Genomic DNA, 12,981 nt, shown 5'->3' with positions numbered 1-12,981 from the left:
GCGTGGAGAGTTCATTCAGGACACCCGTGACTTCGTTGAAGGTGCTCCATACACTCCGGTGATCTTGGAGACGTTCAACCCAGGCTCATCAGCGCACATCGTTAAGGTCCTCAAGGAAGCCGGCTGGGTTCCCACTGAGTTCACTGACAAGGGCGCTCCGAAAGCTGACGATGAGACACTGGATGGTGTCCGCGTAGATGACCCAGAGAAGCAGGCTTGCATCGACTTGGTTCGTCGCTACCTGATGTTGCAGAAGCGCATCGGCATGCTGGCAGAAGGCGACAACGCTTGGCTGCGCATGATCTGGGACGAGGATGGCTGCATCCACGGGAACATCAACCCGAACGGTGCTGGCACTGGTCGAGCGACTCACAGCTACCCGAACATGGGTCAGATCCCTTCGGCCAAGTCCGAGTACGGTCCTGAGTGCCGTGAGCTGTTTGGCGTGGTCACTATCCGCAAGCGCTTCAAAGGCTGGGAGAACGCTGTGCAAATGGGCACGGACGCCGCTGGCCTTGAGCTGCGCTGCCTGGGTGCCTACGGTGCTCGCTACGATGATGGCGCTTACGTTGAGCAGGTTCTCAATGGTGACGTTCACTGGGCCAACGCGCTTGCCTCTGGGCTTGCTCCGGCTGGTCTGGTCCGTGACAAGAAAAGCCACGTCCACGATGGCTACCGCGACAACGCCAAGACTTTCATCTATGCGTTCCTCTATGGGGCGGGCGATGGGAAGATCGGCCAGATCATCGGCAAGGGTGCCAAGGAAGGTAAGGCACTCAAGAAGGCGTTCCTTGAGAACACCCCAGTGATCGCTGCTCTGCGTGAGGCAATCGAATCGGGTCTCATCGCAGACCAGAAGTGGAACCAAGCGGCCAAGCGTTTTGACATCAAGTGGAAGCGCAAGTGGTTGCGTGGCCTGGACGGTCGAAAGATTCACGTTCGGAGTCCTCATAGTGCTCTTAACTTCCTGCTTCAGTCTGCCGGTGCGATCATCTGCAAGGCTTGGGTAGTGGAGACCGAGCGACTGGCCTTCGAGGCTGGTCTTAAGCACGGCTGGTATGACGATGATGGTTCCGTTGGTGACTTCGCTTTCATGGCCTGGGTACACGACGAACTCCAGATCGCATGCCGGACACCTGAGATCGCCAAGCAGATGGCCGAGCTGTCCCAGCAAGCAATCCGCAACGTGGGTGAGTCCTTTGACTTCGCTTGCATTCTCGATACCGATGCGAAAATCGGTGACACATGGCGCGACTGCCACTAATCCAATAGGCCCTTCGGGGCCATCTCAAAGGAGATTCATCATGGCTATTACCCTGAAAGCACACGTATCGTTCCCAATGACCATCGTGGTGGCGACTGAAACCATGAAGTTCGTCGCACAGGCTCGTGCTGAGGTACGTTCTGTACCCGCTGAGAAGCTCGCTGAGAAACTCAAGGACGCCAACAAGCTTGAGCGTGCGAAGCTCGAACTGTTCCTGAGCGACAAGACCGATGAGCAAGTGGTCGAGTGGATTTACCGTTCGAGCCTGCGTCAGTTCATCCGCGACGACCTTCGCAAAGAACTCTGCAACGATGAAAGCACCGCTCGCATTGGCGACACTCGTGTGATCTTCGAGCAGAAGGAAGTCAAGCCGAAGTGGTGCGCGACCTGCCAGAACACTGTCCCTCAACCTTGCGGCGAAGGCTGCCAAGTTATGGAGGTGACGCCTCGTGTCTGAGTACCTGAAGGTCCTCTGGGAACTCAAGAAGCAGGCTCGTACCTATCAGAGTGACTTTGTGCGTTCGCGCATCGCTCTGGTCAACGAGGCTGCATCCCGTGGGCACATCTCGTGTGTGTCCGTAGCTGGCAAGAACATGGGCGTTTGGTCACTCACTACTGCCGGTCAACTTTTCCTTTCTGAACATGGAGGTGCTCTGTGAGTCCATCCACATCGAAGGCGTGGGAGCAGCGCTGGACGATTGTTCTCGACGCTATCGAGGCGATGTCCTGTGCCTGCAACCAACACATCATCTGCCAAGGCTGCTGCCTCAAGGCGGAGATTCACAACAAATTGAAGGAGGTACAGGATGAGTAAACCATTACGTATTGGCCTGGGCTGGGACATGGACTACATGATCTTCTCGGCAATGTCTGGTGCCGAAGTGGAGACCGACTGGGGTGACGATGTTTGGACCCTTGAGTGTGACCACGGGAAAGCCCGCAACAGCCTGTACAGCGCCATGAGGAGCATCACCGAGCAGATCGAGGAGGACATCAAACGGATCTCCCCTAAGATGCGCAAAGACGGTGCCTTCGAGCTGGTGGACTTGGCGATCATCTCTGGTGGTGGCAACTTCCGCTTCGACGTTCTGCCGACCTACAAGGGCAACCGAGTGGGCAAGCGTAAGCCTGTTGGCTACCGTGACTTCTGTGACGCGATCCTGGCACAGCACAAGGACAACTCGTTCTTCTGGCCGGGTGTCGAGGGCGATGACGTTCTGGGCATCCTGTCCACCAACCCTTCGCTGGCTGGCTGCGACAAGGTGATCATCGTGTCCTGCGACAAGGACTTCTACACGATCCCTGGCATGTTCAAGCGGCTGTCTGATGGCTCCTTCAAGGTGTCCTCTGAGGCCGAAGCTGATGCCTACCACATGTACCAAACGCTGATTGGTGATACCACTGATGGCTACGGTGGCATCGTGGGCGTTGGTCCTGAAGCGGCCAAGCCATTCCTTGAGGACCCGGTGTTCTACTATCAGGACGTCAAGGTCATGAAGTCCGGCCCACGGAAAGGTCAAGAGATCCCCTTCTGGACATCTCGCCCGCCTACCGATGAGGAAACTCTCTGGGACTGCATGGTGTCGCTCGCTACGAAGAACGGTATGTCTGAGACGGAACTCCTGCAACAGGCCCGTGTCGCTCGCATCCTGCGCAACAGTGACTTCGATCATGAAACCAAGGAGCCGATCCTATGGACGCCTTGATTGCTTTCTTCGGGATCATCATGATTCCAGCTCTGGGAGGTGCCATCGCTATGACGGCCATCCTGGCTGCTGACTACGACTTCAAAAACCCTCACTAAGGCTATGGGACCCTTTAGGTATATCCTTTAAGGTCCCTCATGGAGGTCTCAATGCTTTCAGCGATTCAACATTACATTGACAACCCTGATGACATCCCTGACATCCCTCAGGCGTCAGCAGATTATCTTGCTGCTCGTTGCAACGTTTCGTACATTCAACGCACTGGCATCCTCGACCAACTCCGCAAGGAGGGCTTCTCTGAGCAAGCTCTCTACGGGTTCGTTGAGGGTCTATCGGCGGTCGTTGAGATCATCGAGCTGATGCAGGAGCAGCGCCACCTACAAGAATAGGAGGTCTGCATGTGCTTTAGCAGCAAACCGAAGGTCCCTAAGACCAACCCTGAACAGCTTCGCGCACCTGAGCCTGTCATGGCTGAAGAGCCAAAGGGCGTGGAGTTAGGGGACGAGGACAGCGAATTCAAAGAGAACATCGGCACCGAGGGTCTGAAGGTCGAGAAGACTAAGACAACTGGTGAAGGTACTCAACGTTCGCAGGCATCTGATACCGGTGCCAAGTCCGCAACTAAACCTCGTGGCTCCATTCGCCGCGCATTGAAATAAGGAGCATCTCATGGGATTCCTCAAGAAAGTAAAGAAGGCTTTGAAGAAAGTCACCAAGTCCGCTTCTGGCGGCCTGCTGGGTGATGACGAAAAGAAACAAGCTGCTGCTGCTGACGTAGCTGCTCCGCCACCTGCTGGTGCCGCTGCTGTTGTGGAGGCGCCCAAAGATGACGGTGTGGATGCGGATGACGCTGACACCGAAGCGGCCCGTAAGGCTGCCAAAGCGAAGGGCAAGAAGAGCCTGAGCGTGGCCCGTGCCAGCGGTAGTGGTCTGAACATTTGAAGGAGGTGAACCATGGCAACTGAACGCACTGGTCTCGCTGAGGAAAGCGCAAAGGCAGTCTATGACCGCTTGAAGAACGACCGCGCACCTTACGAGACCCGAGCGGAGAACTGCGCCAGGGTTACGATCCCCTCCCTGTTCCCTAAAGAGGCCGACAACGCCTCTACGGACTACACGACTCCATGGCAAGCCGTGGGTGCTCGTGGTCTGAACAACCTGTCCGCGAAGGTGATGCTCGCTCTGTTCCCGCTGCAAAGCTGGATGAAGCTCCGCATCTCCGAGTGGCAGGCCAAGCAGTTGGTCGCTGACCCGTCACAACTGGCTCAGGTAGAACAAGGGTTGGGAATGGTAGAACGCATCCTGATGGCCTACATGGAATCCAACAGTTACCGAGTGACGCTCTTTGAGTTGATCCGGCAGTTGGCTCTGTGTGGCAACGGATGCATCTACCTTCCGCCACCTGACGCAACCAGCTCCGCGTACAACCCGATGAAGCTCTACACCTTGCACAACTACGTGTGTCAGCGTGATGCCTTCGGGAACGTCCTACAGATCGTCACCTTGGACCGTGTAGCGTTCGCTGCGCTGCCTGAGGATGTTCGTTCCAAGCTGGACGGTGAGCACAAACCTGATGAAGAGGTCGAGGTCTACACTCATGTGTACCTTGATGACGAGTCAGGAGATTACCTTTCGTATCAGGAGATCGACGATGAGGAAGTGGAAGGCACAGATGGTCAGTATCCTGGCGATGCTTGCCCATGGGTCGCGGTTCGCTGGACCAAACGCGATGGTGAGCACTACGGTCGCAGCCACGTTGAGGAATACCTTGGGGATCTAAACTCCCTTGAGAACCTCCACGAGGCCATGATCAAGTTCTCTATGATCGCCGCGAAGGTTATCACTCTGGTCAACCCTAACGGCATGACGCAAGTTCGTCGTCTCGTCAAGGCTCAGAGCGGTGACATGGTTCCAGGCCGCAAGCAGGACATTGAGTTCCTACAGCTCGAAAAGACCGCTGACTTCTCAGTGGCGAAGGCCGTTGCTGACAACATCGAGCAGCGCCTATCGTTCGTCTTCATGCTCAACTCCGCGATCCAACGTGGTGGCGAGCGTGTGACTGCCGAAGAGATCCGCTACATGGCGCAGGAACTTGAGGACACCCTTGGGGGCGTCTACTCGATCCTCTCTCAGGAACTCCAGTTGCCTATGGTCCGCATCTTGCTGAACCAGCTCCAGGCGACTCAGCAGATCCCTGACATGCCTAAGGAGGCCGTTGAGCCAACCGTGAGCACTGGTGTGGAAGCACTGGGCCGTGGTCAAGACCTCGACAAGCTGACTCAGTTCATGCAGTTCATGCAGATGATGGGCGCTCTCAAGGACGATCCAGATCTCAACATTGCGAACCTCAAGCTGCGCGCTGCTAACGCTATCGGCATGGATACCTCTGGTCTCTTGCTGACTGAAGAAGACAAGGCACGCATCATGGGTGAACAGATGATGCAACAGGGCGGTGCTGCTGCTGCTCAGGGCATTGGTTCCGGTGTCGCTCAACAGGCGACTGCAAGTCCTGAAGCCATGCAAGGAGCAATGGATTCCGCTGGCGTACAGGCTTCCCCAATCGGAGGCTAAAAACCCTCACTAAGGCTACAGATAGGCAATCCCGTCTGTAGCTTTCTTTTCTTTAAGGAGATCCAAATGACTGATATTTATAGCGAATTCGGCGTGAACAACGCGGTGATGTCTTCGAGCGATCCTGAGGAGCACGAGCAGAACATGCTGGCTCTGGACGTCCGTACCCGTGATGGTGACGACGAGCTGGTTCTCAACGATGACCAAGAGGGCTCCGATGAGGAGCATGAGGAAAGCGAAGAGGAGCAGGAAGAAAGCGCGGAGGAGGAGGAGTCCGGTGAGGAATCCAGCGAGGAGGAAGAAGAAGGTGGTGAAGAATCCACTGATGACTTCACTCCGCTGGGCGAGCCTGACGCTGACCTTCTTTCTGCTTCTGCTCAAATCGACCAGTACGCCGAAGGCTTTGAGAGCCTGCAAGCACAAGCTGTAGAACGTGGTCTCGACCCTGCTGTTGCCCAAGCGATCATCGCCGAGGTGGACGAGGATGGCGAGATCTCTGAGGCCAACTTGAAGGCTCTGGAAGCTGTTGGGTACACCCGCCAGTTCGTTCAGTCCTACATCAAGGGCCAGGAAGCGATCACTCAGGCTTACGCTAACAGCATCGTGCAGTACGCTGGTGGCAAGGCTCAGTTCGACGCGATCATTGCGCACCTGGAAGCGAACAACAAAGACGCCGTTGAGACCCTTTACGGGGCCATCGAGCGCCAGGACCTCGCTACCGTTCGCACAGTGATCAACCTGGGCATGGCTGGTCGCACCAAGAAGTTCGGCCAAGCACCTCAACGGAACCTGTCTAAGCGGGCTCCTGCAAGTGCTCCACGAGCTGATCGTCAAAGCGTCCAAGGCTTCGAATCGAAGTCCGAGATGACCAAGGCGATGAGTGACAAACGCTATGGCCGTGACGCTGCTTACACTCAAAGTGTCGAGCAGAAAGTCTGGGCGAGCAACTGGTAAGTCACTGATTTAAAAACCCTCACTAAGGCTACAGACTGGCATAATTCTGGTATCGCAACACAACGGATACTGACAGTCTGTGCCAAATGAATCGGACAAGTTGTCCTCAAAGAAACTCATAGAAGGAGACACACAATGGCGAATATGAAAGGCGGTCAAAAGATTGGTCAGAACCAGGGCAAGGGCGTAAACAACCAGGACATGCTGGCCAACTTCCTGAAGGTGTTCGGTGGTGAAGTTCTGACTGCATTCGTGCGTCGTTCCGTAACCATGGACAAGCACATGGTCCGCACCATTCAGAACGGTAAGAGCGCGAGCTTCCCCGTGATGGGCCGCACCAAGGGTTACTACCTTGCACCGGGTGAGAACCTGGATGACAAGCGTAAGGACATCAAACACGCTGAGAAAGTGATCGTCATCGACGGCCTGCTGACCTCGGACGTGCTGATCTACGACATCGAAGACGCAATGAACCACTACGATGTGCGTGCTGAGTACTCGGCCCAACTGGGCGAAGCTCTGGCAATCGCTGCTGACGGCGCGGTGCTGGCTGAAATGGTCAACCTGTGCAACCTGCCTGCTGCATCCAACGAAAACATCGCTGGCCTGGGCGCTGCCGTTGTTCTGGAAATCGGCTTGGCCGCTGACCTGACCGACCCAGAAGCTCGTGGTATCGCGATCCTCAAAGGTCTGACCCTGGCCCGTGGCCGTCTGACCAAGAACTACGTGCCTGCATCGGACCGTACCTTCTTCACCTCGCCTGACGACTACAGCGCTATCCTGGCTGCTCTGATGCCGAACGCTGCCAACTACGCTGCGCTGACCGATCCTGAGACAGGCAACATCCGCAACGTGATGGGCTTCACCGTGATCGAAGTGCCACACCTGACCGTTGGCGGTGCTGGTGATGACCACGATGGCACCAACCAGAAGCACGCCTTCCCGGCCACTGCAACTGGCGATGTCCGTGTCGCTGAGGACAACATCGTTGGTATCTTCAACCACCGCTCGGCTGTCGGTACTGTCAAGCTGAAAGACATGGCGCTTGAGCGTGCTCGTCGTCCTGAGTTCCAGGCTGACCAGATCATCGGCAAATACGCCATGGGTCACGGTGGCCTGCGTCCTGAAGCTGCTGGCGCACTGGTGGTTACAAAGGCGTGAGCATCGTTGGCGTAACTGGGGTTTCGATTGCTCCTAAGACCTCTACGGTCCGCATGGGTGCAACTCGGAACCTGACCGCCACGGTCGCTCCAGCTAACGCTACGAATAAGTCGGTGACGTTCGCAAGTTCTGATCCTCTCATTGCTACCGTTAGTGCATCTGGTGTAGTTACTCCAGTAGCTCCCGGCTCTGCCACCATCACTGTTACGACCGTTGACGGTTCCTTTACGGACACCTGCGCGCTCACTGTAACGGCTGAGTAACAAACCGAACCCCTTGAGGTCCCTTGTGGGCTTCTTGGGGTTTTTTCTTTAAGGAGATCCATATGCGAACTATTGAAGCAACACTTGAAACGTCTGAGGAACTCTCGGCGATCAACGATATGTTGGCCGCTATCGGGGAATCCCCAGTGAACTCCCTTGAGGGCGACCCTAACGCTGATGTGGCGAACTGCCGTCGAATCCTCAATCAGGTAAACCGCGAGGTTCAATCTCGTGGCTGGACCTTCAACATTGAGGAAGGTGCCACTCTGATTCCTGACGTGTTCTCGAAGCAGATCCCGTACATGAGCGACTTCCTTAAGATGTCCTCTACGGGCGGTACGCCTTACATCAACCGTGGCGGCTTGGTCTATGACCGGCTGAATGACACGGATGAATTCTTGCAGCCCATTCAGGTAGATCTCATCCGCCTGCGTGAGTACAACGAGATGCCTGAGTGCTTCCGCTCCTACATCCTGGCGAAGGCTTGCCGTCGATTCAACATCCGCTTCTTCGGGGCCGGTGAGATCGAAGGGGCTCTACAAGAGCAGGAACAGGAAGCGTGGCAGATGATCAACGAATATGAACTCGACTACGGAAACTTCAACCTGCTGGGCGGTGACGCCTGGACTGGTGGCAAGATCAGTCGATAAGGAGGTCTTATGGGACTTGTTTCGCAAAGCGTTAAGAACCTCAAAGGCGGCATTAGCCAACAGCCTGACATCCTACGGTTCCCCAACCAGGGCAGCTTTCAGGAGAACGGCTGGTCCTCTGAGACACAAGGGCTCCAGAAGCGACCGCCTACGGTGTTCGTTAAGAAGCTCGCTGAGGCTGGTACGTTTGGACCTAAGCCTCTGATTCACATGATCAACCGTGACGCAGTGGAGCAGTACGATGTGGTGTTCACTGGGAGCGGCCTTAAGGTCTTCGGACTGGATGGCGTCGAGTACCAAGTGCGTGGTTATGATGGCTATGCCAACTGCCCTAACCCTCGCCAAGAGCTGCGCATGATCACCGTTGCGGACTACACGTTCGTGACCAACCGGACAAAGATCACCGACATCGGCAAGACCATGACACACCCTGGCTCCAAGCCTCTGGGTCAACGGGCCGTGGTCAACGTGCGTGGTGGTCAGTACGGTCGTACACTGAAGTTCGGGATCAACGGTTCGGACTCGGATGCTGTCTTGCAGATGCCTGCGGGTGATGTTGCAGACTATCCAAGCCCACCGCCAGGAACCCCAACCAAACAGGTTGAGTGGACTGATGCTGGCTTCATTGCGCGTGAGATGGCTAAGCGGTTCGATGCCAAGATGACGACCGACAACAAGCCTTACAGGGCCACTGCTGGGCAAGGCTGGATTGTGATTGACGCCATGGGCGGTCCTGACATCACGTCGATTGCCACTGATGACGGCTACGCTGGGCAGTTGCTCAATGCGTTCCTCTATCAGGTCCAAGCGTTTAACAAGCTGCCATCGCAATGTGTCGATGGGTATCTCGTGGAGATCACTGGGGAAGCTGCACGCTCTGGCGACAACTACTGGGTTCAGTACAACGCCTCAGGGCTCGTCTGGAAGGAGGTAGCCAAGCCGGGTATCATTGCCGGTCTCGATGCCTCAACGATGCCCCGTGCGCTTGTGCGAGGCGCTGACGGGAACTTCGACTGGAAGGTGCTCGACTGGGTTGAGCGTAAGTCTGGTGATGACGAGACCAACCCAATGCCCAGCTTCATCGGCTCGAACATCAACGAGATCTTCTTCTTCCGTAACCGCCTGGGTTTCCTCTCAGGTGAAAACGTGATCATGTCGAGGACCTCGAAGTACTTCAGCTTCTTCCCTGCGAGCGTGGCCCAGGTGTCCGACGATGATCCTATCGACGTGGCAATCTCCCACAACCGTGTGTCTATCCTGAAGTACGCTGTTCCGTTCTCTGAGCAGCTCTTGTTGTGGTCTGACCAAGCTCAGTTCGTTCTCTCGTCTTCTGGCACGATGACTTCCAAAAGCATCCAGCTCGATTTGACCACTGAGTTCGACGTGAGTGATGGTGCTCGACCATACGGGATTGGCCGTGGTGTGTACTTCGCATCTCCGCGTGCCAGTTACACCAGCATCAAGCGGTACTACGCGGTACAGGACGTGAGCGATGTGAAGTCCGCTGAGGACATCTCTGCGCACATCCCGGTGTACATCCGCAACGAGGTCTTCTCGATTCATGGTTCAGGCACTGAGAACTTTGTGGCGGTGCTGTCTGATGGAGATCCGTCCAAGGTGTTCATCTACAAGTTCCTCTACATCAACGAGGAGCTGTCCCAACAGAGCTGGTCGCACTGGACCTTCGGTGATGACACAAAGATCCTCTCTGCAACCTGCATCGGGTCCTACATGTATCTGGTGCTGGAACGTGAGAGCGGGATCTCGATGGAGCGTATCGAGTTCACCTCGAACACAGTGGATGTTCCTCTGGAGCCTTATCGGTCCTATATGGACATGAAGACTTCCGTGGTAGCCACTAAGTTCGATGAGGATGAGTTCACCACGTACATCGACGTACAGGCTCTCTATGGTGGCCTCTTAGGACCTCAAGTCGTTCTCTACACGCTCGACAAGAACAGCGTGATGGAGCGCCATGAGCCTGGGCCGCGTGGTTGGATTGCGGGATCTCAGATTGAGCTGGTAGGTGATCGCACAGGCGAGCAATTCGTTATTGGCCGTGAGTACACGTTCCACTATGAGTTCTCCAAGTTCCTCATCAAGCAAACCGCTGATGACGGCTCGACCAGCACAGAGGACATCGGTCGCTTGCAGTTGCGCAAAGCGTGGCTGAACTACGAGCAGTCGGGTGCCTTCGAGGTCAACGTGTACAACGGCTCGACCCAGTACGTGTACAACATGGCTGGTGGTCGACTGGGCACCGAGCTGATCCTGGGCAGCTTCACGCTGGGCACTGGGCAGTTCCGCTTCCCCGTGACTGGCAATGCGTTACGACAACAGGTTTCCATCGTGAGCAGCAACCCGAACCCACTTAACGTGATCGGTTGTGGCTGGGAAGGGAACTACATTCGCCGGTCTTCCGGTATCTAACAGGCTTGGCGAGGGCGTAAAAACCCTCACTAAGGCCATAGGAGGCTTAAAGTTATGACCCTGAGAATCGTTAAAGCAACCCGGCACCACCTCGTGACAGCAGCGGATGATCTCTCCAAGGGCGACCTTGCGGAGTTCCATTGCATGCGTGCGAACCGAGACCCACGAGATGTCCTACCAGAAGCCCTCAACGAAGATACCCACGCCATTATGGCTGGGTCTTTAGTTATCGCTGTTGGTGGGGTTGATGGTGAATGTATTTGGTTCGTCACCACCAATGCCCGCGAGATGCTCGACAAGGGTGAGCGCATGCAGTTCTACAAGCTCCTCAAGGAACACCTTGCTGTAGTCCGTGACAAGCATAACCGTATCTTCACGAACCTCGTGTCGAAGGACAATGCGCTCCACATCCGGCTGCTGGAGTCCCTTGGGGCCACCTTCCAGTCCGGTCACACAATGTCTCCGGCTGGGTTTCAATTCAAGCAATTCTGGCTATAGGAGGTCACTATGTGTGAACCAGTATCTATCGGCCTCGCTGCTGTTGCCCTGATCGGGGGCACGATGGCAGCTAAGGACGGCGCTAAGGCACGCGGTGAAGCAACCGATGCCCAGCGTAAGACCCATATGGAGCAGGTTCGTGAGATGAACATGGCTAACGCCAACCTGTCCCTGGAACTGCAAGACAAACATGAAGCGGCCCGTGAGCACCTCGTTGAGGTCAACCTACAGGCGCTCCGCAATGAATCCACTGTGCGTGCCGCAATGGGCGAGTCTGGTCTTTCCGGGCGCTCAATGAAGGCCATCAAGAACGAGGTTGCAAACCAAGCCTCGAAAGAACGTGTGATGACCGCGCAGAACTATCAACGGGACTACCAGTCCATCTTCGCCAACCAGATCGCCAACACAGAGAACACCAAGTCGTCCATCCGTGGCGCTGGTCGAATCTTCCAGCCGAACAAGCTGGGCACTGCCCTTGGCATCATTGGTCAAACCGGCTCAGCCGCTGCCAGTGGTTACAAAGGGAAGTCAGGCGGTGACGCACCTAAAGGAGGTTCTTAATGAAAAACGCAATTCAAGGCGCCGTTGAGCAATCTCGTGGTGGTCAAGTAGACCGCCTGCATGGTGCCACTGCGACACAACAGTTCAAGGCTTCGGTCCAACATGCTCCTCAACGGGACACGTCCTGGGCCGATGGTATGGCGAAGTTCGCTAAGGGCGCCCAGGATGCCTATGGGACCTACGAGCAGCGCCAGCAGGCACTCGCTGATGAGCGATCCAACGAGATCATCCGCAAGCTGAGTCCTGAGCAGCGCCGTGAAGCACGAGCCAATGGCACACTGCTGTACCAAGACGACAAGTCTGTGATGGAACTGCTGAGCTTCAAGACTGGCCGCAACGCTGCCTATGAGGTAGATGCGGAGATGAAGAACGACTTGGCCCAGTACCGGACCCGTGAGGAGTTCGATGAGGCACGTCAAGCGCGTATGACTCAGAAGGCCAAGAACTACGCCGATGCTGCTGGGGTCAATGAGTCCGATCCGTTCTACCAACAGGGCTTCAACGACAACATTGTGAACCGCAACGCTGCTCTCTATGACAGCCACGCTCAGTTCCTCTCGAAGCAGTTGTCCGCTCAGTCGGTCCTTGAGGCTCGCAATGACATCTCCCCGATGATGGATGACATCTCCATTATGAAGGACCCGGCTGCGGGTAAGATGTTCGTGAGCTACCTCAACAACGGCCTGTCCTCTGGGGAGATCCCAACGGACCAAGAAGCCATCGACACCTTGACCATGCTGTCCAACGATGCGGTGCATAAAGAGCACGGCTTGAATCTCTTGGAGACCATGGGCGAGCAGGAGTTGAATGTCCTGGGCGGTAAGCGCAAGATCAAGGACATCCTCGGCCCTGAGGTCTATGAGAACCTCAAGACGAAAGCCGGTGAGGCTGCCTACACGCGCAACGCTGAGCAGACTCGTAAC

The 12,981-nt window shown here is 55.8% G+C and carries 16 protein-coding genes; all 16 read left to right on the top strand.

Annotated features, from left to right (window positions below; translation table 11 throughout):
- Positions 1-1,264 (top strand): DNA polymerase (locus Q1W15_RS24485; protein ID WP_300733868.1); only part of this gene is annotated, 1,264 nt, incomplete at its 5' end.
- Positions 1,265-1,304: 40 nt separating this feature from the next.
- Positions 1,305-1,721, top strand: a complete 417-nt coding sequence (locus tag Q1W15_RS24480; RefSeq protein ID WP_300733866.1) for a hypothetical protein — start codon at positions 1,305-1,307, stop codon at positions 1,719-1,721.
- A gap of 198 nt (positions 1,722-1,919) precedes the next feature.
- A complete protein-coding gene (locus Q1W15_RS24475; RefSeq protein ID WP_300733864.1) occupies positions 1,920-2,078 on the top strand; it encodes a hypothetical protein in 159 nt (52 codons plus the stop codon).
- Positions 2,071-2,970: a hypothetical protein gene (locus tag Q1W15_RS24470; RefSeq protein WP_300733862.1), complete on the top strand. Its 900-nt coding sequence runs from the start codon at positions 2,071-2,073 to the stop codon at positions 2,968-2,970. Before Q1W15_RS24475 ends, Q1W15_RS24470 begins: the two co-directional genes overlap by 8 nt.
- Positions 2,971-3,119: 149 nt before the next feature.
- Positions 3,120-3,359 (top strand): phage protein, encoded by a 240-nt coding sequence (locus Q1W15_RS24465; RefSeq protein ID WP_300733861.1) that lies wholly within the window; start codon positions 3,120-3,122, stop codon positions 3,357-3,359.
- A gap of 9 nt (positions 3,360-3,368) precedes the next feature.
- On the top strand, positions 3,369-3,629 hold the full coding sequence (locus tag Q1W15_RS24460) for a DUF5476 domain-containing protein (protein WP_300733859.1): 261 nt from the start codon (positions 3,369-3,371) through the stop codon (positions 3,627-3,629).
- Positions 3,630-3,639: 10 nt separating this feature from the next.
- Positions 3,640-3,912, top strand: a complete 273-nt coding sequence (locus Q1W15_RS24455) for a hypothetical protein (protein ID WP_300733857.1) — start codon at positions 3,640-3,642, stop codon at positions 3,910-3,912.
- A 12-nt stretch (positions 3,913-3,924) separates the two neighbouring features.
- Complete coding sequence (locus Q1W15_RS24450; RefSeq protein ID WP_300733855.1) at positions 3,925-5,541, top strand: portal protein; 1,617 nt, start codon at positions 3,925-3,927, stop codon at positions 5,539-5,541.
- Between the two features lie 66 nt (positions 5,542-5,607).
- On the top strand, positions 5,608-6,495 hold the full coding sequence (locus Q1W15_RS24445) for a hypothetical protein (RefSeq protein ID WP_300733851.1): 888 nt from the start codon (positions 5,608-5,610) through the stop codon (positions 6,493-6,495).
- Between the two features lie 135 nt (positions 6,496-6,630).
- Positions 6,631-7,656 carry a hypothetical protein gene (locus Q1W15_RS24440; RefSeq protein ID WP_300733849.1) on the top strand — a complete coding sequence of 342 codons (1,026 nt, stop codon included), beginning with the start codon at positions 6,631-6,633 and terminating at the stop codon, positions 7,654-7,656.
- Positions 7,653-7,919, top strand: a complete 267-nt coding sequence (locus tag Q1W15_RS24590; protein WP_367280651.1) for an Ig domain-containing protein — start codon at positions 7,653-7,655, stop codon at positions 7,917-7,919. Before Q1W15_RS24440 ends, Q1W15_RS24590 begins: the two co-directional genes overlap by 4 nt.
- Before the next feature lie 62 nt (positions 7,920-7,981).
- The gene (locus tag Q1W15_RS24435) at positions 7,982-8,569 is read left to right on the top strand and encodes a hypothetical protein (protein WP_300733845.1); all 588 of its coding nucleotides are present in this window, start codon (positions 7,982-7,984) and stop codon (positions 8,567-8,569) included.
- A gap of 9 nt (positions 8,570-8,578) precedes the next feature.
- Positions 8,579-10,999, top strand: coding sequence for a hypothetical protein (locus Q1W15_RS24430; protein WP_300733843.1), 2,421 nt, complete (start codon positions 8,579-8,581; stop codon positions 10,997-10,999).
- A 54-nt stretch (positions 11,000-11,053) separates the two neighbouring features.
- Entirely contained in the window at positions 11,054-11,497 is a 444-nt protein-coding gene (locus Q1W15_RS24425; RefSeq protein ID WP_300733841.1) for a phage protein Gp13 family protein, read from the top strand.
- 9 nt (positions 11,498-11,506) lie between these two features.
- Positions 11,507-12,058 carry a hypothetical protein gene (locus Q1W15_RS24420; RefSeq protein WP_300733840.1) on the top strand — a complete coding sequence of 184 codons (552 nt, stop codon included), beginning with the start codon at positions 11,507-11,509 and terminating at the stop codon, positions 12,056-12,058.
- The coding region (locus tag Q1W15_RS24415) for a hypothetical protein (protein ID WP_300733838.1) at positions 12,058-12,981 on the top strand (924 nt) is incomplete at its 3' end. The genes Q1W15_RS24420 and Q1W15_RS24415, both read left to right, overlap by 1 nt.

Source organism: Pseudomonas sp. (assembly GCF_030150285.1).
Lineage (GTDB): Bacteria > Pseudomonadota > Gammaproteobacteria > Pseudomonadales > Pseudomonadaceae > Aquipseudomonas.
The sequence above is the reverse complement of the archived record's forward strand: the minus strand, read 5'-3'. Positions and strand labels throughout refer to the sequence as shown.